The sequence below is a fragment of the Tannerella forsythia genome (genome assembly GCF_003860135.1).
GTDB classification, from domain to species: domain Bacteria; phylum Bacteroidota; class Bacteroidia; order Bacteroidales; family Tannerellaceae; genus Tannerella; species Tannerella forsythia_A.
In genome coordinates this window covers 15,733-42,575 of record NZ_RQYN01000005.1, presented here as the reverse complement: position 1 = coordinate 42,575, position 26,843 = coordinate 15,733, and the positions used below count along the sequence as shown (strand labels likewise).

The window sequence follows — 26,843 nt, the reverse complement described above, 5'->3', positions numbered from 1 at the left end:
TCTATATTTAATGCTATATGAAACAATTTGCACAAACTATATTTTCCGCATCAATCAATATATCCATCAAATAGGGTGATTTTCGTGCAGTGTCAGTTTTCTCACCACGCTTAATCGTATCCAATTTAATTTGACGGATACGTTCAGGTTTAATAAGGTCTTCAAGGCATTCACCTTGAATCCATGTATACCCATCTTTTTCATATTCCATTGCTTTTTTGAATAAATCAGGATGTTGTTCATATAGCCAAATCCATTCTATACGCTGTTGGAAAAAACAGAAATAGCAACCTGAACGACTTCGAGCATATTCACCTTTTTGCCCATCTACTGTAAATGAGACTTTCTCATAATATGCAGGAACTCCAACTCCGCTATTTCGTAATAATCTAAAAATATCTTCACGATTCAAGTTATCTTCATGGTCAAGTAAAGTAAAATCATCCAAGTATGAAATCGGATAATTTTTATCTTTCAAAAACGCAAATATCACTCTGTTAAAAATACTGGGGTCGATATCCAATAAAGCATTTAATTTCTTTGACAATGTAAATTTATTGTCTCTAGGCATCTCCAATATATCTTTGGCTCTCGCATAAATTTGTTTATCTGCAATGCTTTGATATAGATCTAAATGAAGTTCAATATTCTCATTTTTGAAGAAGTTAGATAATATCTCTATGCTCCAAATATTCTTGCGAAAAGGAAATATAGATTGAATGTTCGGCTTAGTGGATATATAACCTTCTCTATCTTCGTCACCGCGAATACCCACATAAGAAATCGCCAAATCGTCGCCTATAAATTTCTCAAATGGCTCTAATTTCAACTTTAAGGTACACCAGCGAGATTGAACAGAGGGGAGATAATTTCCTAATGACTTAAGAAAATAATCAAAAGGCTCAAAATGAGGATTATTGGTTGCGCTTAAGCGTTTTATTTCTTTTCCTAAATAATTCTCTATCCTATTTACTAAATCAAGCGTTTCTCGCAATTCCTTTCCTGTATCACAGAAGTAGTACTCAATATTCAGGTCTGGATATTTCTTGTTAAGATATATTGCCAATGCAGCACTATCTTTCCCTCCTGATATTCCGAGAACATGTCTGACTTTTTTATTGTTACTTACCATCAATTTCGTTCTGTAATAAATCCAACAACAAAGCTATATTAGTATTTTTATCATTACTTAATCTACTTTTAATGTCGGCTTCTAATTCTTTTATTTTTTTTGTCTTCCCTTTGGGATAACGTATAGTATGCTTCTGCAAACCCTTAATGAATGATGTAATTTCTAATTTGAAAACTTCTTCGGTATCAAGATTTACATCGGACTTTGCTAAGTTACAAAGATTATCCAACTCATTAATCATATATCGGAAGTTTTCATATAGAACTTTTTCTTCTTCATCCGAAATAGTATCAAGTGATTTACCTATTAATACCTGACAAATTGAACTAATCCATGCATTACGAACATCCAATTCAGACATTAAACGTTGATAGAAAACTTTCTGTTTAGGCAGAAGTAAATGTTTCTTTAATTTTTTGAACCTTTGCTTTAATGCTTCTTTATATTCGACGAATGGGACTTCTTTTCCGATAAATTCTAATTGAATAAAACTTTCAATCCTATTTATCAATTCTTCGTAAGCGGTTCGTATCTCTCTTACTAAGATTTGTAGATTATCTATATAGTCTTTTACAAGCTTTGGATTTTTTGCAATCTTTTCCAGAGAAATCCCCATTGCTTTAGGAAAATCTTCAAAGAATGTTTTTTCTGGCTCCTTAGATAAAGCGATAGCATCTCGCAATATAATTGCCTGTTTAGATATGCGCTTTGTCTTTTTTCCATATTCAGGTAGTTGTGCATAAAAAACCAGAAACGGTTTTATCAACTCAATTAGGCTGTCATTGGAAACTATATCCGTTTCTTCGATATTAAGAAAAGACCTATAAGAATTAAATAAATCCAATTTTATACCTGAGATGTCAAATGACTTTATCTCAAATGAATCGGGTTGACGGCTCACTAAAACAAGAGTTTCGTCATCTATGCTTGGTATATAGCCGTTTTCATCAAAGAGGGCATAATCATCACGACAAATAAAAAGGAAGACTGGCAACCAAAAATCTATAAATCCTTGCTTTAATTTTAGTGGTCTCTTTTGAAGACGTTCGACTAAAATACGTACACTCATCTTTATTGCTTTGGCATCATCTAAGAACCTGATACATTCCTCCCACAAAACATTAAAACTTTCATCTGTAGGTTTTGTTAATGCATATCCATTATGATGAATACCAGTACTTTTTAGCAGGGACAGGTATATTGTTTTTTCAGGAGGAAATTTATCATCAGGAAATCCTAAATTGGGTTTATCAAAATTGGACACAAGTGCTTTAATCAAATTTTTACGCGCAGGTTGCATAGCCCCGGAAAGCTTACCCTTATTAACCATTTCATTTCGAAATATAGGCGTTGCCGGATAAGCCCAATCGCATATGACAGATAATTGTCTATTTAGTTGTCTATGGCTCTGAATATGAAGAATAGCACCGTTAAATAACCAAGTCGTTTTAGAATCGTCATAAAGCCCCTCGGATATAAGCTCATTAAGAGTCTTTTTGTAACGAAGAATCATTTTATCTATTTCCCGTTGAGCGACCTTGTCATTCGGATATTGTCGTTTCACATACTGTATGCGTTCCAATTCGACTAATGTATTCCGAATATCTCTAATATTGTTGTATAGACAATATAAAATAGGTTCATTTGAATCCAACGATTTTTGAATGGACTCGCTTTCTATTGAGTTTTCGGGAAATACGAGATTTATAATTCCATCGGCTTCCTCAATAATTTCAATATAAGGCTTTTCTGATATCTTGAACTGAAAGAAACGTGGACAGCCTGTTCTATAAAAATGCTCTTTTGCTTGGGTGTATGGAAAATCGAAGTATTTATTCAAGTACGGCACGACATCAACAATCTCGTCAATCTCTGCATCTGCAATAGCCTGATCAATGTCTAAATCTGTTCCACCAAGCAATTTATAACGTTTATCGTATTTTGTGAAACTGATTATCTTAAATTGAGAAAGTTTATCTATGACTTCTTCTGCATTATCAAAGCCAAGACTCAGTCTTTGAATAATCAGATAAAAAATCTTTATCAATAACGCTGCTATAAGGTGCAAATATATTTAACAACCCAATTGTCTTTAGCAGTTTTGTTCCTTCATTTACATAATCAGCTAATTCTCCTTCAAGTCGCTCAATTGAACTGCGAATAGTTGCCCATTGACTATAATTCTGATTGTGCTTTGTTGTCAGAATCGAATAGTAGTTGTACATCAAATAATCATAGACACAACTAATGTTATAATATGGATTGGCTTTTGTCTCGAAATCTTCTAAACCCAGATAATCATTCGAATCAATAAACTGAAACAAAGAGCGTTCATTTTGCCCATATCGCTGCAAAGCTAAGGTTAAAATAGAGGCTGACAAAATATCGAAAGGAAGCAGCTTTTCGGCTATTGACTGATTGAAATAATCATTCAGAGGAAATGTCTTTGATTTTTCTATACTATCAAAAAGTCGGTCAAATGTTTTAAGTTTTTTGACCTTACCTTCTTTTGAGGAAATCCGTTCGGCGGCCAATAACAACAGTTGCTCAACAGGTTCATTAAAAGTTATTTCTTTTAATCGTCCTCGAACCTTATCCCACTCATTACGTTGAGTTTTAGATAGTCCTATTGCATAATCGTTATATCCCTGATGAAGCGTTGTTACAAAAAGGATATTTTTAGAATCATCATTAGCTAATTCTGCCAATTGCTGAATGAAGTACAACTCTTTCTCAGGATTATTATTTGCAGCATATTCAAGGAATTTCCCAAATTCATCAATAGCAATAAACCAACCTTTACCTGTTTTACTAATTTCAGCATAGCTTGATTCTATCTTTTCCAATATATCACGTGTACTGTAGTCTTTATTTTTTAACCCAAACTCCGTCGCAAAATAATTTAACAAGGAATCTGACTCTCCTATAATAGGTAAAAACTCAAATCCTTTTACGCCTTCAAAACTTCCATTCAACGGACAGAAATACTCTTTCTCCCCATTCAAATGATGCTCTAAAGCCAATAGAAAAGAGGATTTACCCGTACCATAAGAACCCACGATATTGAATGAATGTATTCCGCTCTTATAATTATTAGCTATCTGGGAATAAACCTGTTTTGCATTAGGTGTAGAAATATATTCGAGATTTTTATTTAAATCTCGAACAATATTTATTGAGGGTGAATAGTGATATTTAATTTCCGGCATAATAATCATTGAGTATCTCCCATTTGTCAATGGTTGATTTAAATTGTAATACTTGAACACCTGCGCTACTCGAAAACACTATGTTGTTATATTTCTCTGTAATTCGCTCTATTATAGAGTGTAATCCTTCTTTATTCAGAGCAAAAATGATTCCGGGTGAATTATTGCCAACTTCTAGCTCCTTGAAACTAATCGTTTTCATATCAGGATAATTATCAAGTATTGAGAATAAAACTATCTCTGCGGGTAAATTATAATTATCTTCATTCGATATTCGAAACAAATCAACCAATCCTTTTTCTCCATACCTTTCAACTCGTAATTTTGACATCAGTTGTAAGTCGTTGAAAATGCTTGAATACATATCTTCTAATTCTACACGAATCTCTGCCTTGTCTGTTTTCTGGTACATTCGTTGTAGCACCATAATATCTGCTGTAATAGTATTCACATTATATGAACTATCTTCTCTTGCAATAGATTCTATGTATTTGTGCAATTGTTCAGATGTAAACTCTATACGGCCTCTTCTGAAACCGTTAAAAAATAAGCTATAAATAGATGCATAATTTTCTTTCACTAATAGATAGTGAAGCAACCAAATTGTCCCAATATCTTCTAAGTATTTATCTTTACCTTCACCTCCAAAGATATAATGAGCCATTTCTGATAATTCCCATTTATCACTACATAATCCAAAAGCTTTCATCCAAAAGCCAATAGCCGATACCATATTTTTACCAACGCCTAACTCCACAACTGCATTGTCATCGCCAAATTTATTACCAATGACTAAGAAATCATAGCCCTTTTTGAGCCAGAATTGCTTGCAGATGAACGTTTCATGTCCTGAAAACCTCATGTTTTATTATATAGATATATTTAATTTACAAAGATAGCGTTTTTTGCTCAGTAAGCTGATATTTTTATTATAAACATTATTCTCCTCATTCTTAGATATTCTGTAGATATTTCAAATGTAGTCACTTATCATTCAGAGAAACAAACTTATTAGAAATGATGCTACAACACCTAGTCTTACGCCACTCCCTACCTAATCAACGCCACACTCTTCCTCCTGCCGAAAAATCGACTGTAATCCTGCTATTACCCACTACTTTCGTTACGCATTAATAGTGATGCGTAACAAAAAAGAGTGTAATTATGGACGAAAAATTAAATCCGAAAGACCGCGTTCTTCTGATGCGAGAAGAGGGAGAAGGCAACAAACTCCAAGTAGTGAAGGGTATCGACAAAAAAGGAAAGATCGATGCCATTGACCCCCTGAAGGCAAAGCCCAATGACTTTCTTATCATTGACCGGCACGCCGATCCGATTGAGAACTTTTTCAGAAACTTCTTCAACCAGTTCAAGAATCCGTCGCATATCGGTTTTTATGCCGTTACGGTCGAGATGTTGGACAAGGTACTGACGCTAACCGAAAAAGAATTGGAGAAATTCCGCATCAATCCGAAGAACTTCCTGAATCAAACAAAGGGAGAGTCTTAATCGGCACCCAAGCAAAACGAAATTATTAGCCCTCAAACAGAAGAAATGCCCCCCTCACGCACCCAAAACTGACGAACCGAAAACCGATTTCCGGCAATTCGACACCAATCGTATTCCTGAAAGCGAATACCAAAAATACGGCATCAAGCCGGAAGCCATTAAAGACGAACTCAATGCGATGAGTCACGGATATAAATCCCCTCATTTGCTGGATATTACTCCGAATATCGACGGCGTGGAGTGTCCGATGAAAGCCCGTTTGTCGTTGGAAGAGCAGCCGGACGGAAGCCTGAAATTCGTGCCACATCCTTACCAGCACCAAGTCGATTTGGACAAACCGTTTCAAGGCATTATCCTTCCGGATGACGTCAAAGAAAACCTGTTGACAACAGGCAATGGCGGTAGAGTGGTAGAATTAGAGCCGAACATCCCCGGCGAAAAAGTTCCTTCATTGATATCCATCGATAAACTGACGAACCGTCTGGAAGCCGTTCCGGCAGACAGACTAACTGTTTCCCAAAACCTGAAAGGCACTGAACTCACTCCCGAACAGCAACAGGCACTCAAAGAAGGTAAAAAAGTGCTGGTTGAAGGAATGACGTCCAGAAATACGATCGGAACGGATCATCCCAAGAAATTCGATGCTTATGTACAATTCAACGCGGCCAAAGGCGGGTATGATTTTACTTACGACGGGTTGAACCGGAACAGGTATCAACAAAGCAACAAGGAAAAACGTCTATCATCCGTGGAACCCACCAAAGTCCGCATCCCCCAAAACCTTTTAGGCGTCGATTTGAACGAGAAGCAACAGAATGCGCTCCGGGAAGGGAAAACAACCTATGTGCAAGGTATGGTTAAAGATGGAAAAGGCGAACCTTTTAACGCCTATGTAAAAGTTAATCCTGAGAAAGGGAAACTCGATTTCTTCAAATGGAATCCCGACAGGGCGAGAAAACAAGGTGCTCACGTGAAGCCTGCCGAAGAGAGCAAAACGCAGGTTGCCGTCAATAGTCACGGAAAAACCAACGAAGCGACGAAATATGCCAAAGAACCTCTGAAGCAAGGTCAACAACGGCCAACGGAAGCGCAAGATACCCGTCAAAAACAGCAACAAGGCTTTAAAAAGCCTGTGAAAAAATCCTCCGGACAAAGAATTTGATTCAACCACTAAAAAAGATCCAACAGTATATGAAATTGATTATAGCAGAAAAACCGAGCGTAGCCCGCGATATAGCGGCTATCGTCGGTGCAGATAACCGCAAAGAGGGTTATCTGGAGGGAGGCGGCTATGCCGTTACATGGGCTTTCGGACATCTTGTCGGGTTGGCCATGCCTGCCGACTACGGCATCACGGGGTTTCAGGCGGAGAACCTGCCGATACTTCCGGCTACATTTAAGTTGATCCCCCGCCAAATCAAAGACGGCAAGGAGTACAAACCCGATCCGGGCGTATTGAAACAACTTAAAATCATCGGAGAACTGTTCCACAAGTGCGAACGCATCGTGGTAGCGACCGATGCCGGCCGGGAAGGTGAATTGATATTTAGATACCTGTACGCGTATCTTGACAGCGATAAGCCTTTTGACCGTCTTTGGATAAGCAGCCTCACGGAGCAGGCGATCCGAAACGGATTGAACAACCTGCGTCCGGGAAAGCAGTACGATAACCTCTATCTCTCGGCCAAAGCACGCAGCCAAGCCGACTGGCTTGTCGGCATCAATGCTTCGCAAGCCCTTTCCATCAGTGCCGGAAGCGGCGTCTGGTCATTGGGACGGGTGCAAACGCCTACCTTGGCGATGATATGCAGCCGCTACCTCGAAAACAAGGAGTTCAAACCACAAACCTATTTTCAGATAAAGCTCCATACGGCAAAAGAATCGATATCGTTCCCGGCAATCTCTACCGACCGGTACGACAGCCGGCAAGACGCCGACAAAATCTTAGTGCGTATTCGCTCCGCAGAATATGTCAGCGTATCCCACGTTGAAAAGAAGCAAGTAAGTCAGGAACCGCCATTGCTTTACGACCTGACTACCTTGCAAAAAGAAGCGAATAGCCGGCACGGTTTCTCGGCCGACAAAACCCTATCAATCGCCCAATCGCTTTACGAAGCCAAATTCATTTCCTATCCGAGAACAGGGAGCCGGTATATCTCCGAAGATGTGTTTGCGGATATACCCACCCTTATTGCTCAATTATCGGCTGATCCGTTATTCGGAAGTTATGCCCAAGCGCTATCATCGGGTACGAAGCTCAACAGGCGTTCGGTAAATGATAAGAAGGTAACCGATCACCACGCTCTGATTATTACAGAGAATATGCCTCAAGATTTATCTTCCGAGCAGAAAACGTTGTACGATATGATTGTCGCCCGTGTGCTGGAAGCCTTTTCGGGGAAATGTACCCAAGAAACTACTGCCGTTTCGTTGGAGATTGCAGGTGTGCCTTTTTCGGTAAAAGGGAGTGTTGTTCTTATCCCCGGTTGGCGAGGCGTGTTGAATGCACAGGATGAAAAAAGAGAGGATGACGCTGTTTCAACACTTCCGGATTTATCTCCCGGTGAAAGACTTCCTGTGAACGATAGGGACCTCTTGGAGAAGCAAACCAGACCTCGCCCTGTACACACGGAAAGCAGCCTTCTTTCGGCCATGGAGACCTGCGGAAAAGAATTAACGGACGAAGCCGAACGGGAAGCCCTCAAAGAGTTGGGTATCGGAACGCCTGCTACCCGCGCGGGAATTATCGAAACACTTTTATCTCGCGAATACATTCGCCGGGAAAAGAAGTCCCTTGTTCCGACAAACAAAGGATTAACGGTTTACCTTGCCGTACGGGATAAAAAGATTGCCGACGTCAGCATGACAGGAGAGTGGGAAAGAGCCTTGAATAAAATAGCGGCAGGCGAAATGGATGCCGATACATTTCACAAGGGGATTGAGGTATATGCCTCACAAATTACCTCCGAACTGTTGGAAAGTCGGATTGAAAGCGGCCATGCACGGGAAGCATATCCCTGTCCGAAGTGTAAAAACGGCCGGGTCGTTTTGTTCCCGAAAGTGGCCAAATGCAATAACGAAGCATGCGGGCTTACCGTATTCCGGAACAAATCGGGCAAAGACCTGACCGACGGACAACTGAAAGAATTGCTGCTCAAAGGGAAGACCCCACTTATCAAAGGGTTTAAGAACAAAGAGAATAAGCCTTTTGATGCGATAATAGCCTTTGACGCGGACTATAAAACCATTTTTGAATTTCCGCCAAAAACAGGTTTCAACAGGAAACGCAAATAAAAGCGCTACCTTTGCCACTAAGAAGTTCATACGCACCACAGGTTTAATGAGCGATTGTTAAGTCGGGGTACTGTTGAATTTTTTAGTGGCGGCACTGGGGAGGGATACCCCGGTGCCTTTTACTTATCCCAATTTGAACATTTTACCACTAAAAAATCATCCGTATGAAATACAATCCCCATTTAGATCCGGCGGAAATGTCTTACTTCCGTTTGAACCTCCTTTCTTATTTGCGAGATGCCCACCCCGACAAGGCCAATGACCTATCTTTCATTGCCGCACGGGGAGACATGGCCGCCGAAGCGTACAGCCAAGCCATAAAAGCGGGCTTAGACCACATTCAGGCTGCTGAAATAGCAAACGAAATCCTTTTCAAAGGGCTGCACTTCTCCCCATACAATATGCTTGTTGAAATCCTTTGGAATGAGTTTTACGACGAAGTTTCTCCCGGTGAAGCGGAAGAGAAAGCGAGAGTATTGTTACCCGAATGTCAGGCAGTATTTGCCAAATACCACCTGAACGATCATTACGCCGATACCCCTGAGTATTCAATCCTCTATACAGAGCTTGTCGGCATCATTCAATTGCTGTTAGAAGATGGGCTACAATAAGCGTATTCATCTGCGACAGAATATCGACGCCATCCGGCTGGCGTTGATGCTCGACAAAGAACGACGGGAAGCTACGCCCGAAGAGCGCAGCGTGCTATCCCTCTATTCGGGCTTTGGGGGGCTCAAGGACATCCTGAATCCTGTTGATAAGCCTGAGGACATCCGGCATTGGTCTAAATCCGAGGCTGAGCTTTTCCCTTTAGTAGCGGAACTTCATCAGGTACTTCGTGAACACTCCTCCGCACCGGAAGCGTATAAACAACATATCGGTTCGTTAAAAAACTCTGTACTCACCGCCTTCTATACGCCTAAGCCTGTTGTTGAGATCTTGGCAAAAACACTGAAAGAAAGCGGGATTGAGCCGATGTGTTTCTTGGAGCCGAGTGCAGGGACAGGAGCGTTTATAGAGGCTTTTAAGGAAGAGACTCTCGAATCCCGGTATATGGCATTTGAAAAAGATTTGCTAACCGGTAAAATCTTATCTCATCTCTATCCCGATGAGTATATCAGAATAGAAGGCTATCAAAAAATCGAGAACCGTTACTCCGGATATTTTGACGTCATCGCTTCCAATATTCCTTTCGGAGATGTAGCCGTCTTCGACCCGCAATTCTCGAATCACAAGCATCCTGCAGTCAAGCAATCGACACAGGCTATTCACAATTACTTTTTTACCAAGAGCGTTCAAACGGCGAGGGAGGGCGGAATCATCGCTTTTATTACAAGCCAAGGCATTCTTAATTCGGAACAGAACAAGCCGGTACGGGAATACCTGATGACCGGTTGCAACCTCGTTTCCGCTATCCGTCTGCCGAACAATCTTTTTTCAGACTATGCCGGGACGGATGTCGGGAGCGACCTGATTATCCTGCAACGAAAAAGTGAGAATACATCTCTAAGCCCAAGAGAACAGGATTTTATCGAAAGCCGGAAACTGTCGAACGGTATTTCGATCAACAATCTGTTTCGCGACTTTTCACGGGTGGTACAAACCCATTCAAAAGTAGATACCGATCCTTACGGTAAACCGGCCATTGTCTTTACGCACGAAGGAGGGATAGACGGTATTGCCCGGGATTTGGGACAAATGCTGAAAGAAGACTTTGCCCGGCATCTGGATTTGCGGCATTATCATATCTATACTCATCAAGAAGAAATAAAAAGTGCCGCACAGCTGGATTGGGAAGAAAATCCTTTGGGACTTGAAGACGTTTTTTCCGACGAGGAGTTGGAAGAGATCCGGCTATCAAACGAACAGCAATTACGTTCTTCGAGTGAACGTTATCAACCCACGCAAGAGGATATAGAGTCTTTTAGTGAATTTATAAACGAATCGGACCAAAAACTTTTTTTGGAACGTCCGCCATTGCCCGAAGACTACTCCCCAAAAGAAATGGAGACAATTGTACCGAAACAGACTACCGGAGAAATACATCAACGCTCTCTTTTTGACAAAGGATTCTCTGTAAACAATGAGCCGAATGTGGAGGCGAAAGCTGGCTCTGTTTCGCAAACACCAGTCATTACGCTTTACGACCTCTTCGGTTTCTCACAAGAGGAACGTAGCCAAGTCAAAAAGCCTAAAAGAAAAAACAAACAACTTAAACCAAAAGCCCAACAACCCGAAATCCCATTTATGGATTGGAGAGAAGAGATGGCATATAAAACTGTATTAAAGAGTGAACAGAAAAAACAAGCTACTCCCATACCTTATTACCGAACTGAAGAAATGCCATCTCATTACCGTGAAGGTTCATTAATAACAGATGAAAACAACCGTATCGGCTATTTGCGGGATATGAACGGATTGCAGCCGATGTTCCATCCACTCCAACTGACGACTACACAACAGGCAAAAGCATCACTTTATATCGAGATACGGGACACTTATCATCACCTGTATAGTAACGAAGCAACGCGATTAGAGGCTAGTCCCGCTCTCCGCGAGATGCTAAACAGGCTTTACGACGATTTTATCTGTCGTTTTGGAAACATCAACGACCCCAAAAATCTCAGCTTGATCAAGATGGACGCGGGAGGAACGGAAATCCTCTCGCTCGAACGCTATATCGACGGAAAAGCAATCAAAGCCGATATATTTCGCCAGCCGGTCGCATTCAATCCGAACGAGATAACTCATGCCCGTAATGCCAGAGAAGCCCTGACTGCTTCTCTCAACAAATATGCAACCGTGAACCTTGAGTATATGGCGGAACTCACGGGAAGGACATCCGAAGAGCTATTAGATGAACTAAAAGGCACGGTTTACTTCAATCCCATGCTCGCGGCTTATGAAATCAAGGATAAATTCATCAGTGGCAATGTCATTTCCAAAGCCGAACAGGTGGAACGTTTTCTGGAGAACCATGCTGACCATAAAGCGGCCAAAGAGTCTCTTTCGGCTTTACGAGAAGCGATTCCCCGGCCAATTCTTTTCGATGAGCTGGATTTTAATTTCGGCGAACGATGGATTCCGACAGGAATTTACAGTAAATATGCTTCATACCTGTTCGACACGGACGTTTCGATACACTATGCCCCAAGCCGGGACGAATATACCCTTACTACAAACAGTAAAAACGTAAAGATATGGGATCAATTTGCGGTAAAGACCCAAAGTCGAACGTTCGACGGCATTGCCCTGATGAAACATGCCTTGCACAACACATCGCCGGACATTACAAAGAAGGTCAATAAATACATTGACGGAGAATTGAGAGAGGTGAAGATACGAGACGCTGAATCTATTCAACTTGCCAACTCAAAGATTGATGAAATACGAAACGGCTTTACCGACTGGTTGAATGAACAATCCGAGGAGTTCAAAGAACGGTTGGCAGAGAAGTATAACCGCACATTCAACTGTTTTGTACGTCCTGATTATGACGGTTCGCATCAGACTTTTCCCGATCTGGACTTGAAGGGATTAGGTATTCCCGATCTATATAAGAGTCAAAAAGATGCCATATGGATGGATATCCTCAACGGCGGAGGGATTATCGATCACGAAGTTGGCGGAGGAAAAACGCTAATCATGTGCGTAAGCTCATACGAGAAAAAACGGTTAGGACTAGTCAATAAGCCTGTTATTATTGCCTTGAAAGCCAATGTTCACGAGATTGCTCAAACCTACTGTACGGCTTATCCCAATGCCAAAGTGCTGTATCCCGGCAAAGAAGATTTTACTCCGGCCAAGCGGATAAAAATCTTCCATGAGATGAAAAATAATAATTGGGATGCCATTATCCTAACACACGAACAGTTCGGCATGATCCCTCAATCGCCCGAGATACAGCGGCAGATACTGCAAGCGGAACTCGATAGTGTGGAAGAGAATCTGGAACTCCTTCGGAGGGAAGGTAAGGAAATATCTCGTGCAATGGAAAAGGGACTTATTAAAAGACAACAAAACCTCGAAGCCAAGTTGGAGCGTATTGCTTTTCAGATTGAGAACCGGAAAGATGACACGGTCGATTTTCGCCTGATGGGTATCGACCATCTTTACGTTGATGAATCGCATCGTTTCAAAAACCTGACTTTTACGACCAGACATGACCGTGTCGCGGGATTGGGAAATGCCGAAGGTTCACAGCGCGCCCTCAATATGCTTTTTGCTCTGCGGACGATTCAGGACAGGACAGGTAAAGATTTGGGTGCGACATTCCTTTCGGGAACCACCATTTCCAACAGTCTTACGGAACTGTATCTTTTATTCAAATACCTTCGTCCGAACGAACTGGAGCGGCAAGGCATTACCACATTCGATGCGTGGGCGGCTATTTTCGCCAAGAAATCGATTGATTACGAGTTTTCGGTAACGAATGAAATTGTACAGAAAGAACGCTTCCGCTATTTCATTAAAGTCCCTGAGCTGGCGGCATTCTATGCCGAAATATAGGAGTTAGGAGTAAGGGGAAGCGAGAAAAGTCTATCTACTTGATTAACAGAGCTTCTTTCGGTTTGGTGCATTGGCTTGCACCACGAAAAAAGGCAAAAAAGAGCGGTTGAAAGAGCGAGTTCAGTTACCAAATCGTTCCCTTTTAGGGGCTTCGGAAGAGGTAAGCAAAATGTGGTAACTAAAATGGTGTTTTCTCTCTTGTTTTCAATGTTTTGCATAGCGACAACTATCCCTTAGAGGTCTAACTTTGTAAACAAAAACGACAATGAAAGAAAAGACATTGAAGCTACTCTTTTACCTCAAGCGAGGCACACAGAGTAAGGAAGGTAAAAGCCCCATTATGGCTCGCCTCAGTGTGGGGCGAACAATGGTGCAGTTCAGTTGTAAAATTGCTTGCTCTCCTCAGCTATGGGATAGCCGTAAGAGCAGACTCGTGGGCAAGAGTGCCGAAGCTGTATCCGTAAACGCAGAACTCGACCGCTTACAACTCGCTGTACATCGTGCCTTTGAACACTTGCAGAGCAGAAAAGGGGAAATAGTAACAGCTGAGGAGGTTAAAAACACGCTCTTTGGCTTAAACAGCGATAGCCAAGGCTTGCTCTATCATTTGGAAGGCTATTTGGCACGCTTTCGAGAGCGTGTGGGCATAGACCGCAGTGAACGCAGGTATAAGTGCATCTTGCTATTTCGCAAGCATTTCGAGGCTTTTATCAAACACCACTATCGAGTAGGCGACTTGCCTGTTCAGAAAGTTTGTAGAGCTTTGGTTGAAGACTTTGAGGTTTATCTCTCCAGAGAGAAAGCTTTCAAACTCAATACCACGGCTGGCTACCTCTCTATGCTGGCTTCGCTACTGAAAGACCTATACAAACGGCATATCATCGACACTTATCCCTTCTTGGGCTATTCTATCCGCTGGGATGTCGGTTCGCCACGCTACATTACCAAGGAGGAGCTCTTGCGTATTATCGCCTTAGATGAAACGCAATTGGGAGATTATGAGCTAGTGTCAAGGGACATGTTTGTCTTTGCTTGCTATACAGGCTTATCGTACACGGATATTTACCACCTTACGGCTGAACATCTTATCGAGGAGGGCGGTATGACTTGGATACGCAAGCCTCGCATCAAGACTGGCAATGTGTGCCACATCCCCCTCTTGCCCGAGGCTGCTGCCATCATTGAGCTGTACCGAGGCATTCACACCCGAGCCTTTCGCCACGAACCGCCCAAGGGCTATCTTCTGCCCATTCCTGGCTGTGATACGGTCAATATTCATCTGAAGAAGATGGCGAAGCTCTGCAAAATCAATAAATGCCTCACCTTCCATATGGCTCGCCACACCTTTGCCTCTCAGATGACCCTCTCCGAAGGGGTATCTATCGAGAGCGTGTCGAAGATGCTGGGGCATAGTCAAATCAAGACTACGCAAGTCTATGCCGAGACTTCGCCCGAACGTGTGTTTCGGGATGTAGAGCGTATCCTCCCCGAGATTGCTCACTATCGTTTAACCAACTAAAAGCAAGACAATGAAAAGTACATTCTCAGTTTTATTCTTTATCGATCGTAGCAAGGCGAATGAGCAGGGGCTATGTCTTATCCGTTGTCGCATTTCCTGTAATGGCAAGACTGCTTCGTTCTCTACCAAGCAACAAACAGCCCCCGAAGATTGGAACGCACAGAGAGCAAGAGTAAAAGCAAGCTCCCTCACGGCTCAAGGCATCAACAACGCACTGAATGCCGTAGAGCAAGGACTGAATGCACTCTATGAACGCATTCTTAGAGAGGAGCAATACATCACAGCCGAGTACCTCAAGGAGCAATTTCTTCGCAAGGAAAAGCCCCAGCAATCCATCTTAGAGCTATATCAAACGGTCTGCGAGGCTAAGAGGGCTTATGAGGGTAAATCTCTCAGTAAAGCCACCATAAAAGCCTTTCGGGATAGTTACAAGAGCTTTGCTCGCTTTTTGGCTTCGAGGGGGCGAAGCGGATGTATGCCTTACGAAGTGAACAAGGGGCTGATAGAGGATTATCGGCTCTATATGCTCCGAGATTTAGGGAATAAGGTAAGCTCTGTTGCCAACCGCCTCAGACACCTGCACCAAGTAATTCGCAGAGCTTTGATGGAGGGAGTCGTGAGAGAAGATCCTTTTGACCTCATCGACATAGACACTCCTGCTTACGAACGCAACTCGCTCAGCGGTGACGAACTGCAAAAGCTATTGGCTTATCGTCCGCATCGCTCTGTGGATAATCATATCAGACTAATATTCCTCTTGGGCTGTTTCACTGGCTTGGCTTTCTCTGACCTCAAGAAATTGCGGATGGAGGACGTTTATACCCTCAGCGATGGACGCAGATACATCTCGCTCTACCGCACCAAGACGCAGAATTGTTGTATCGTACCATTGCTACCCATTGCCGAGGAGATTCTCGCCTTTGTAGGGCAAGGACGCTCAGAGGGGCTATACTTCCGAGAGTTTCCCGTAAACAGCCACTTCAATCGCAAAATCCGTGAACTACTCATCAAGGCTGGATGCTCTCCCCATACAGAGGCGAGTTCGCACACCGCACGGCATACCTTTGCCACAACCATCTGTTTGGAGAACGGCTTGCCGATTGAAACGGTGAGTAAGATGTTAGGACATCGCTTTATCAGCACCACAGAGCTATATGCCAAGGTAAGCAAGCAGAAAATCGCCAAGGAGATGCTCCCACTGATGGGGAGCGAGCAGACGCAGATGCTTCGCAAGGCTCTGAGGGTTTGCCCACCACGCAAGCGAGCCACAGCCAGCGAAGCCGAGCCGTCCACCGCCTAAGGTCGTCTTCATTTCGGGCAAAGATACAAGGGCGGTCCGTTTGCCCAGCAAGGTCAAGTCCTGCGGAGGAGGGAAGAATCTCCACCGCAGGACTTTTTGTATCATAGCGGTCGTATTCCTTCCCTCCCACCTTGCTCGGCAAGACCACCCTTCGCGGAGAAAAGCCCGAACGAATACGACATACTCAGGCTCTTTGGACGCAAGCAAGGCTTAAAAACAGAGCATAATCTGTTTGCTCTTTTATAAGGCTAGCCTTAATAGGCTCAATTACCTCATTTCCGACCATAGGAACGAGCCGACTCCTCATCTCATTACCGCAAGTAAGCCCTTTCTTAGCCTGCTCCTTTGCCTGCCTTTTCCCTCGTTTTCCTTGTCCCTCACCAATCCCTTGAGCGTTGCACTCTTAGCCCTAATTTTGCCTCCAAAAGAAAAGGCAAGCGAGCGCATTTGCTCCGACTTGCCACCATACAGAAACGCAAATTAAAACCAACCGAAGCAATGAAAATTATCATCGTAGAGGGCAAAGCGTGGGAGCAGCTCCGCTCCTCCTTTGCCGACTTCATCCACCGCACGGAGCTGATCATCGGCAATCCCCCCGAAACAGAAGCGTGGCTCGACAACGAAGCCGTCTGCCGTAGGCTCAGCATCAGCAAGCGTACCTTGCAAACACTCAGAGATACGGGCAAAATTCCCTTCTCAATGGTCGGACATAAGTGCTACTACAAAGAGAGTGACATCACGGAAGTATTGAACGCACAAACTGAATGAACGCACTATGGCAGAGAATGAAATCATTACAAGTGAAAACCCTCAAATGAAGCTATTTACGCAGATGATGGAGGGTATATTAGCCAAGTTGGAGCGTTATTGTGCCTCGGCTCGCCCGATGTTAGGCGGTGAGGTCTTCCTCACTGGCGAGGAGATCTGCGAGCTACTCAAACTCAGCACACGAACGCTCCAAGAGTACCGTAGCAACGGCACATTAGCCTATTACAAGATAGGAGGTAAGATACTCTACAAACAGAGCGACATCCAAGCGATGCTCGAAAGGCATTATAACCCCATTCTAACAGTCAGAAAGTAGGTTGAGACCGACTCAAGTCAGCCTAGACTTAGGTCAGTTGGTCAATTGGTCAGTTAGTCTATTTAGACCAACTTCCAGAGGAACTCAGCGAACAAGGTCTAACCTTAGCTTTGAAGTCATCTAACGACCTCTGAAATAACCTTTGAACTTAGTCTTGGAGTTATCGAGCAAGCTCGAAGCTCAAGAATTAACAGCCCTACTGAATGCTGAGCCATCAGACATTGAACCTATCCTTTTTTTGTGCATAGCAAGGTGTGTCTTTGTACCACAAATTGCCATTTGTCGCACAAAGACCCTTGCCCTAAAAGGGGTATCAATCACTCCAAAGTCGTGATTAAGAAACAATGAAACCAATGAAAAGAAAGAAAACAGACCAGCCAGACGGCAGATGTGCCACCTGCCCACGATGGGACAGATGGCACATCAGAATACCCAAGCCCGAAGACCAGCAAAAGCTCATCGAGCTATACCGAAAGTCGGGAGCAAAGACCAAGAGCGACTATGTCAGAGGACGGCTATTGAACGAATCCTTTAAGGTCATCACAGAGGATAAGTCCTCAGAGCCGTACCTAAGAGAGCTGAGCAACATCCTCACTAAATTGAGAGTCATCGGGGTGAGTTACAACGAAGCCGTCAAGACGCTCAATAGCTACCACTCGGTTAAAACAGCCCAAAGAATGATACACCAGCTCGAAAGATACTCCGCAGCTATCATCAGATTACAAGTACAAGCGATACAGCTGACAATGGAATTTGAGCGTAGGAGGAAAAAATAGAAGGCAGAAGAATAAGGTCTATGATATCACCTTTTTAAGAAATCTCTTAGACTTATTGTTGATATTCCCAAGATCTTAGATTTTAGTTGCAATCCATTGTCAGAAGTAAGCATTATTGGGTTTTCCGATTTATACTTCAATGCCACTGAGATAATCATATTATCTGGAGATCGTTTGTCAAAATCTTCTGGCAATAACGAAGTGTCTGCAAATTCATAGATTATATCACGAGCATTATTTAGAAGGCGTAATGCCTTTTCTGCATTTTTCTTGCCTTGATCGTCCAGACGGATCTTCATTTTATCAAGTTCGTCAGTTACTTTTGCAGAGAGAATTATCGAATACTTTTTATCAATCTTATCCAATATGTCTGGATAATTAATAAAGACATTCGTGTCTATAACGTAATAATTTTTTCTAGTTTTTGATATCTCTTTTTTAGGTCGTTCAAATTTTGAAATGTCTATCTTCCCTTTAGGAACAAGATTTATACCCACATTTCTTATCGCCTTCGATTCTGATAGCCCAAACCTTTCAGGTTCTATGAGTGATTTAAAATCTTTCTTTACAACCTTCTCTAAATAGGCATGCACTGTTTTATCACAGACACAAGTCATTATAGACGGATCTGACACTATTATTGTGAGTTGTTTTGCTCGACTTGTTGCTACATTAAATAATGGTCTTGCTAGAGACATGCCCATCATTGTATTCGGTATGTAATATAGGCACACATCACAAGTCATACCTTGAACTCTCTCTACAGTATCTACTAAAATATTTTCCAAAGCCCCCAGTTTGCTGATAAAACAATTTTGGAGCATACGTACCGTTGCCCTGAATTTGGAGAGGACAGCAATTTTAAGCCGATTATTTCTTTTTAGAATATCGAATATTACATCTACGACATACTGACAGCAGTCTTGGTCTGCTTTTTCGCCGACAGGCATGTTTTTAAAGAGCAGGGAGCAACCGCCATTCTCTGGTGCAAATTTTAGATCGCTATCTCCGAATAGATATTCAAATTTAGCAACAGACTTTATTTCTGTATGATAAAACAAACTAGTCAATGCCGCTGCATTGGGTAAGAGTCGATGGGTCTCTGTAAGGATATATGACTTCAACTTAAAGTTATCACACAAAGTTTGAAATCCATTTACAAGCATCCCATAGTCGTTTCTTGTAATCGTTTCCTCACTAAGTAAGGCTATTGGCTGCATTTGATTTTGGTCGCCTATCCAGATGATTTTCTTCCCTAAATTTTTACATGCTGCAATCATACCGAATAATGCCTGACTAGCTTCATCCATTATAACATAATCGAATGGACGTTCTTCGTAACATTGTTTTGCCCATCCACTAGAATTGTAGAAGGTTGATAACGTAACATTGCCAGGCATGCATGTGATTCGCTTGCTTTCAACGGGGCATAGATTCTTACAGGAAATCATTTCATCGGCAGAAACATTGGTTTTCTTAATTCTTTTCTGAGCAAGAAAATCCTTCAGACTTTCCTTTTCTGCAAGTTCAATTAAGGCACGGTTGGTCATAGCTGTAACCAACACACTTTTATTATTTGCTATTAAATGAGCAATAAGTTCTGCCATCAAATGGGTTTTCCCTGTTCCAGGAGGTCCTTGAAATACCAATTCATCGTGTGTGGATAAGGAGCTTAAAATTCTTTCTACTTGTTCCTTATTAGAGTTTATCTCTTCAGGATTCCATATAAACTGTTGTCTTTCAAAATCCAATATTTCTGCAGCAGGTAATATTGGGAAATTATTTGTGACAATACTAATAAGGTTTTGATAATACTCCATGGGAGGTTCTTGAGGTCCTAAGACTACTACGCAGCCTTCAAGGTTGTTCTCAAGAAGATATTGAGACATTTCATGTGATATTCCAGAAAATCCACAAAGCAAGTAGCCATTTTCATCGGATTTACCCTGCCAGACACAATGAACCTCGGAAAATTCTACTTGATGTGACCTCAGTTTTCCCCAAGTAATTTCCCCCCAATTTTTGGGCAAACACATATCTGTCTCTAAAATGACGGCTGTAAAATACTCGTTTTTGCGAGGAATACCTTTATCTTTCTTAAAGCGAAGCATCAATTGTGCAGCCCCCAAGATATTTCGCTCAGGATCTATGCTTTCATCCTTTTTGAAATCAAGTTTAACGAACTGTGCGACATACACTTCATTGCTAGCTAATAAGGCAATAGCCTTTGAGTTTAGCAAATCAAGATATGTTTCACTTATCGCAGCAAGTTCTTTATCTAAGAACCGCTTATGCTGATCTCTTGAGTAGTACATAATAGACTAAAAATCAAATATATCATCAAAGCTCAGATTGTTATAGACCTCGGCGTCTTCTTTCTTTTCATCCAATCCAAAACCTTTTATTTGCTCAGAAGCAGAGTACCTAATGTTTTCGATTACAAAACATGTTCTCTTTGAATGCATATATCTATTTGCAAGGTGTGCAAATTCCTCGGGTGTGACAATGTCAGCATCAAAGATTAGATTAACATCTTTGTTGTCTTTGAAGGTTTCATCGAAATTGATGGGATGGATCTTTCGATCGTATCCATAATTTAGAAGACGATTGTTTTTGTTTGTCATGAGTTCAGCAAACAATCTTGGATGGAGGTATAGCTTCCTCCCTATAGAACTGGTGACAACAACAGTAATAAACTCATTCTTATATTTTATAGCATCTTTTATTAGACCATTTCCTTCAGATGGATCCCATTGAGAACAGTCAAAATCTGACAATGCGTCAAGAAATTCCTTAGCTGCTATACGAGCTTCGACGTTAAGTTCTATACGCCTCTCCTTATCAACACTGCCTCTTTCCAAAACATTGCCATAACACTCTTCATCTCCTAGATATTCTCGTGATGAAACATTCCTTGCTTGTTCAAGCTCGCGTTCCAACTCTGCTATACGCATATCTTTTTGCATTACAACATCTGCAGAAACCAAGAAAATTTTGTCCCAATCATTCTTAGTAAAAGGGCAATTCAATCGGGATGAATTAGAATACAGATCTGCAAGAATAACAGCGGGTTCCCTATTTGAGGAGATATAAATTGTCTTTGATGTGGCTATATATATATATTCGCCAAAATAATCCTTAAACAGATAAGTATTGTTATACACACCCCTATACGGAAGTGCTCCTTCAATAATGGATATTTTAAGATCAGTTCCTTTCTTCCAATCCAAATATAAACTATTCGTCCACTCCTTAGCTTCTAAGAAATCGATCTCATTGTATTGTCTTGCAATATTGAGGGACTTGAACAATGTATACAAAACCTTAACTTGGTTTTCATCTTGAATAGGAAGATAGAAGGAAGCCGCTACCCAATTCATAAAAGAGTTGATTATACTAGGATTTGTAATTCCCCATATACTTTCGAATTTCTTATCCTTAAAGGATTTTCTACGAATAATTTCCTTGCTTTGATTGTCATGAAGCCCGATTTGAATTAGAAATTGCTTTTTTTCGTTCGAATTAGCCCAGGTTAGGATCTTATTCGGTGTACGTTCTGAATTTAATGTATATTCTTCACTATCAAAGTAGGAACCAATTAAATTCGGGAAAGGATAAAGTACTCCTCCATCTCTGACAAATGAGCCTAAAATTTCTCCTAGCCCTCGCCGGAAACAATTATCAAGGATTCTAACGAATAGCGACTCGTCATTAACACGGATATGAGGTCTAAGGCTATTGGCAAAAATCGAATACCCCAAGCTCTTATGATATACCATCAGAAAGCAGAACTGATCTTCTGAAATTAAGGAACTTGACTCCTTTAATAATTTGTTCAATTGATCATAAACATATTTTGGGGACACTTCTGTCTGAGCAAAAATCTCATCACAACGATGAATTGACGTGAAATTTGAGACTATACTACTTAAAGCAGATGTGGACGAAAGTGATGGGAGAAGTTGGGACAAAGAAAATCCAACTCTTTTGTCATTAATCTCTAAAGTGAACTCATCTTTAAGAGTATAGTCAGATAATTTTTTTTCATCAATAGTAATGATTGATCGAACATAAGTAATCGTTGAATCATCTTGTGCCGCCAGTTTTATCAATCTGTATGTAAAAGAAGTCTCAGGATACTGTTCACTACTAATAAGCGATATATCCTTAATGGTATGCACATAATTTGCTTTTGTACGATTGTCTGATTGTTCAACAATTGTTAAAAGACTTTGCTTAGAAATGTTTGATTTACGGAAAAGGGTCTCGGTAAATGAATTATTCCATTCTCCTCTAAAGTGGATGTAGACCTCAAGCAAATCTACACTTTCGGTGATAGTTTCAATATTTAATTCAACTACAGAGGAATACACATCAGAGGAAGGAATCAAATATGCAGACAGCATTTGATTGTATTCACTCTTATTCAATGTAAAAGGATAGAGCCATATTGGACAATTCTCATTGTTTACAGACATCTGTCCTAGTGGAGTGTAATCTCCATTTTGATTTTTAAAGATTGCCCATTTCTTCAGCATCTCTTTCCCGACACCATCAAACTCTAAACAATTCTCAAAAAGAGTAAGTCTATCGTTGTATGAGAGGTTTGAAATAGAACATTCTTGTATTTTTTTGAATATATCTTTTTCATCTTGGGTATTTAAGAATGAGCTCAACGGATGTTCGTTCAACTGATTTTCAGATATGCAGAATCCTAACTTACATAATACATCCACCATTGGAAGTATTTTGTCTGTCAAAATGATTTCCTTATTATCTAAACTTATTTGGCTTATTGACCTCCAATTTGTGCCAAAAAGGAAAGTGGGGATTCGATAAACCAATGAATGAGCTGCTTCATTAGATGCCAACCATTGGTAAAAGCCATTTCTTATATCGTCTGTACAAGTAATCAGCCATTGGGACAATGAATCTACATCAGAGCTCAAGATTTTACATATAGAATCTACATCAAACTTGTCAATCTGAAACAAAGCTCTTGCAAGGCAATTAGACTTTAATAACCTGTGTGGCAGATGCTTATTTGTATTGAGTAAAGTATAGAATGCTGGATTTCCAATTATCTCAGATAGGCCAGAATCATCATAGATGATCTCAGAGGCAGATACGATGTCATTTACATCGTTGACGATAAAGCGTTCAGTCTTCAGAGCTGTGTCATATCCTCGATTGAATGCATCAACTAATGCTGCAGTGTCATGACTACTAGATTGGAAAAATTTTGTTGGCAACAAATTCAAGTATTCAGGTTCATCAAAAGATGCATAGGAAGCAACCATTCTAACAATGGCATTTCCTATTGTATAGAATACAAAATGATTCCATGGGTTATCACTTTGTATTCCTTCACGATCAGACTTGGGGATAAAGTCTGCATTGATAAAAAACGGAAACTTAAACCGATGTTCATTCATCGGCAAATAAGCATAAAGAGATAAAGTGTCACTCCCCAAGGGCTGAATGTGTCCGTATTCATCCCGTTTAATCGCAAAAGAAAGAGTAGTATCAATAGTAGATGCAATACGGTCGGGTATACCTGTTACTTCTCCCACTATATTCCCCTCTGAATCCGTGCGCACAAAATAGCTTTCCGATTCGCCTCGGTTGTTAATTCGCTCATCACGACGTATGGCAATCCCCGCATTCTTAAACTCTTGGTCATTAACAGGTATGCTATCGAGCCTAAAGATACTATAATCCTCGACTCTGTTTTTCTTGTCGAATGAATTTACAAGTGAAATGAATTTTCCATCTTCAGATCTGTTCTTTTGAATAGTAAGACATTCTTTACCCTGTATTAGCTGTACACGATTAGTTTTACGCAGGAAGAGCATGAAACGGGGTTCTTCAAATACCTCTTTCACCGCATTACCATAGTCTACCAATGTGTCATCATCCATTTTAAGGGCAATAGCGACATTTTCATTTTTGTTAAAAATCGAATCAACAATTTCTAGCTTAGCTCCCTCTTTCCAAACAGGAAGGAGTTGCCAAGGTATATCCTTAACTCCATTAAACTCCCGTTTGAATTTGGCATATTTATGATTAAATTCCTCCTGCTTTGCCTTATCGTCAATTATATCATTTACAAGGTGATAGAAACCCTCAAAACTATCGTAAATAGGACATTCCTTGTCAAAAGCGAATGTATATCCAGAACTTTTAATAAGCACAGAGTGAGAGTTTGTGAAAACAGACTTGAAGCCAATACCCTTATAGCCTGTTTTTTTATCATTTGCCCTCTTTGTACTTTTTGCTGCTGATGTTATTGATTCAAAGTCATCCTTATTGAAGGAATATCCGTCATGAGTGAGGACAAGGTATTTCCCGGCTATTTGCACCTTGACTTTCACACCATTTGTTGAAGCTGCATCATCAGCATTTTGTAAAAGTTCAAAAAACATTCGTTTCTTGCTCGAATACAGACTTTTGCCTACTTCTTCCAATAAATTGGCCACACTAGTGTTTGTGTTTGGACTTGTATGCTGCTTAAACGAAAGCGATACAGATTCTTTGTAGGGGTCTGTAACTTCTTTTATATTGTTGGAGGTTACACAAAACATATAAGGAGTACCTTGCTTGAATCTGTATTCTTTAGAAGCTAGATTTAGTTCAACTTCATAATAACAACTTTCTGAAAAGAAATTCCTTAGTTTATTATCTATTATTGCGATTAGATTTTTCCCATTTACAGGATCAATCAGTAATTTACCGTTGTTTTTTTCATCTGGCTCCCCTGTTGTAATTAAATTTTTTAGAAAATAATCTGACTTAATCTTTATCAACTTACCAGCAAACTTGTTCGTGGTCAGCCCCATTGTTTGGAGCAACTGTGATAACTGCAAGTCGTATAATGATTCATCATACTTGTCCTTCACAACAAAGCGTCGACTAAAATGCAATCTACCATCTTCGTTACCCAAGTAGGCTATATGAATGTGTTCTCCTATAAAAACCTCATCACCTGCTCTAACGACCTTATTGGGAGAAAGTTCTTCGCGAGGCAAAATGTACTCGACTTCTGTATTTGTAATAACAACACGTGCCTCCCTATCATTTAAGTCAATAACCTCCGCCTCGACAATATCTCCAACATGCAACTGGGACCATAGCCATGCTTCATTTTCTATAATGCGAGCTTTTTTGATTGGACGCATATCAAGAGATATTGTTCGAGTCTTCTCTTTGTAGTTTAACATGAATTCTAACTCACAACCCATGGGTAGTTCATTGTTTAACAGCTCTGATTGGTATGGTTCTATGAAACATTGATAAGGAACATTTATCAACATCCTATCATTAATGGAGATTATAGCATAGATGTTGTAGTCTTCCGTTTTCTTTCGCTCAATAAAATTGCATTTAATGATAGCCCCATTCTTGAAGTCTTGTGCAAAATACTCATGCAACGCCAACACGCTGGCGAGGATATCATATCTGTGTTTTTCCTGATTATATGTACACTCTTTTATGACAACAAAAAGAGGATCCCCTTCTGAATAATAAAGGGGGGATGGTAATTCTTTCCTTAAAACAAGTACAGAGAAATCCCCAATCTTGACTATCAATCCAAACTTTTCCACTTTCTTAACAACCCCCTGCAATATAGTGTCGGGTGTTAGAGTTTTGGGGTTAGGAAGTAATTCTTTACGGCTAAGATTTAACTTTCCATCGGGTAACTCCTTGATAACTTTTACATCGAGGATATCCCCTACAGAGTAGCTCTTAATTATATTTATTTGATTAGACCAAGCGAAATCCGCAAGTCGAATTAGCCCATCATGCCCGTTAGGCATTCTAGCGAAGACACCCAATCCTTCGTTTATTGATGTGATTTTTACTTGAATTATATCACCAACAACTATTTCTCGATAATCTTTCATTCGTCACAAAAGTTAGATTACAAAAATACGTTTCTTCCTTAATACAGCCATATACCCAAAGAAAAAGCTTTAGGACACTAATGTGTAGTATCTTCAATTTGACAACCAGTAGCTGTCAAATTGCTATAGGCTAAATAAAATTGTCTGATTTGTCGCAAGTTTGAATAGCTCCACCCTATGCCAAAATGTTTAGTTAATTTAGCAGAAAGGGATTGTAGTACTTGCTTACCGTATTGAGCTCTTTCTTCGCCCCACAACTCCTCTTCAAAGGTGTATTGCCCAATACGATACTTGGTATATACCTCTGTGAGGTTGATTGACGTGGCGATTCGTGCCCGACTTTCTTCTATGAGTCGTGCAATTTTGAGGAACAATTCCTCTGTGTTTGTTCTTCGTTCTAAGCTCATATGTACAAAAATACAATACCAAGTGCTTAATAGCGAAATATTTAGGAGATTATTTGACGAGAGCAATGATTTTCTTTGTTTTCAGTCGTTTTTCATAGGATAATCAGTACCTTTGCGAGCAAGAAGTAAGGGATATTTGTAAAGTTGCAAAATCAAGAAGTAAGAAGCACCTCGCTCGTTTCTTATCCGTTCCCCTTAGC

At 40.8% G+C, this 26,843-nt stretch carries 16 protein-coding genes and 1 pseudogene; 10 read left to right on the top strand and 7 right to left on the bottom strand.

Annotated elements, in window-relative coordinates:
• Window positions 1-13 precede the first annotated feature (13 nt).
• The 4 genes from EII41_RS02455 to EII41_RS02440 are packed head-to-tail and all read right to left on the bottom strand — an operon-like array spanning window position 14 to window position 5,203.
• The gene (locus EII41_RS02455) at window positions 14-1,132 is read right to left on the bottom strand and encodes a phosphoadenosine phosphosulfate reductase family protein (protein WP_036830503.1); all 1,119 of its coding nucleotides are present in this window, start codon (window positions 1,130-1,132) and stop codon (window positions 14-16) included.
• On the bottom strand, window positions 1,122-3,179 hold the full coding sequence (locus EII41_RS02450) for a hypothetical protein (RefSeq protein WP_124789288.1): 2,058 nt from the start codon (window positions 3,177-3,179) through the stop codon (window positions 1,122-1,124). Before EII41_RS02450 ends, EII41_RS02455 begins: the two co-directional genes overlap by 11 nt.
• Entirely contained in the window at window positions 3,130-4,341 is a 1,212-nt protein-coding gene (locus EII41_RS02445) for a hypothetical protein (RefSeq protein ID WP_124789287.1), read from the bottom strand. Before EII41_RS02445 ends, EII41_RS02450 begins: the two co-directional genes overlap by 50 nt.
• Window positions 4,328-5,203, bottom strand: a complete 876-nt coding sequence (locus EII41_RS02440) for a DUF4007 family protein (RefSeq protein WP_124789286.1) — start codon at window positions 5,201-5,203, stop codon at window positions 4,328-4,330. The genes EII41_RS02445 and EII41_RS02440 overlap by 14 nt, the downstream gene beginning before the upstream one ends.
• Before the next feature lie 302 nt (window positions 5,204-5,505).
• On the opposite strand from EII41_RS02440, the gene EII41_RS14475 reads away from it, so the two are divergent.
• From EII41_RS14475 to EII41_RS02395, 10 genes and pseudogenes are all read left to right on the top strand, one after another.
• Window positions 5,506-5,850, top strand: coding sequence for a hypothetical protein (locus EII41_RS14475; protein ID WP_260425448.1), 345 nt, complete (start codon window positions 5,506-5,508; stop codon window positions 5,848-5,850).
• 64 nt (window positions 5,851-5,914) lie between these two features.
• Window positions 5,915-7,012: pseudogene (locus tag EII41_RS02435) on the top strand (DUF3945 domain-containing protein); the annotation flags it as partial.
• A 29-nt stretch (window positions 7,013-7,041) separates the two neighbouring features.
• On the top strand, window positions 7,042-9,144 hold the full coding sequence (gene topB / locus EII41_RS02430) for a type IA DNA topoisomerase (protein WP_124789285.1): 2,103 nt from the start codon (window positions 7,042-7,044) through the stop codon (window positions 9,142-9,144).
• A 164-nt stretch (window positions 9,145-9,308) separates the two neighbouring features.
• The gene (locus EII41_RS02425; protein WP_124789284.1) at window positions 9,309-9,755 is read left to right on the top strand and encodes a DUF1896 family protein; all 447 of its coding nucleotides are present in this window, start codon (window positions 9,309-9,311) and stop codon (window positions 9,753-9,755) included.
• On the top strand, window positions 9,742-13,653 hold the full coding sequence (locus EII41_RS02420) for an N-6 DNA methylase (RefSeq protein ID WP_260425447.1): 3,912 nt from the start codon (window positions 9,742-9,744) through the stop codon (window positions 13,651-13,653). Before EII41_RS02425 ends, EII41_RS02420 begins: the two co-directional genes overlap by 14 nt.
• A 265-nt stretch (window positions 13,654-13,918) precedes the next feature.
• Window positions 13,919-15,172 carry a site-specific integrase gene (locus tag EII41_RS02415; RefSeq protein WP_124789283.1) on the top strand — a complete coding sequence of 418 codons (1,254 nt, stop codon included), beginning with the start codon at window positions 13,919-13,921 and terminating at the stop codon, window positions 15,170-15,172.
• 10 nt (window positions 15,173-15,182) lie between these two features.
• Window positions 15,183-16,472: a site-specific integrase gene (locus EII41_RS02410; RefSeq protein WP_124789282.1), complete on the top strand. Its 1,290-nt coding sequence runs from the start codon at window positions 15,183-15,185 to the stop codon at window positions 16,470-16,472.
• Window positions 16,473-16,970: 498 nt separating this feature from the next.
• Complete coding sequence (locus tag EII41_RS02405) at window positions 16,971-17,240, top strand: helix-turn-helix domain-containing protein (protein ID WP_124789281.1); 270 nt, start codon at window positions 16,971-16,973, stop codon at window positions 17,238-17,240.
• 7 nt (window positions 17,241-17,247) lie between these two features.
• Window positions 17,248-17,556 carry a helix-turn-helix domain-containing protein gene (locus tag EII41_RS02400; protein WP_124789280.1) on the top strand — a complete coding sequence of 103 codons (309 nt, stop codon included), beginning with the start codon at window positions 17,248-17,250 and terminating at the stop codon, window positions 17,554-17,556.
• Window positions 17,557-17,909: 353 nt separating this feature from the next.
• Window positions 17,910-18,332: a hypothetical protein gene (locus EII41_RS02395; protein ID WP_124789279.1), complete on the top strand. Its 423-nt coding sequence runs from the start codon at window positions 17,910-17,912 to the stop codon at window positions 18,330-18,332.
• A gap of 26 nt (window positions 18,333-18,358) precedes the next feature.
• On the opposite strand, the gene EII41_RS02390 is transcribed toward EII41_RS02395, so the two are convergent.
• The 3 genes from EII41_RS02390 to EII41_RS02380 form a co-directional block, all read right to left on the bottom strand.
• Window positions 18,359-20,647: a PIN domain-containing protein gene (locus tag EII41_RS02390; protein WP_124789278.1), complete on the bottom strand. Its 2,289-nt coding sequence runs from the start codon at window positions 20,645-20,647 to the stop codon at window positions 18,359-18,361.
• A gap of 6 nt (window positions 20,648-20,653) precedes the next feature.
• Window positions 20,654-26,236, bottom strand: coding sequence for a S1 RNA-binding domain-containing protein (locus EII41_RS02385; protein ID WP_124789277.1), 5,583 nt, complete (start codon window positions 26,234-26,236; stop codon window positions 20,654-20,656).
• Between the two features lie 77 nt (window positions 26,237-26,313).
• Window positions 26,314-26,643: a DUF1016 N-terminal domain-containing protein gene (locus EII41_RS02380; protein ID WP_124789276.1), complete on the bottom strand. Its 330-nt coding sequence runs from the start codon at window positions 26,641-26,643 to the stop codon at window positions 26,314-26,316.
• Between the last annotated feature and the right edge of the window lie 200 nt (window positions 26,644-26,843).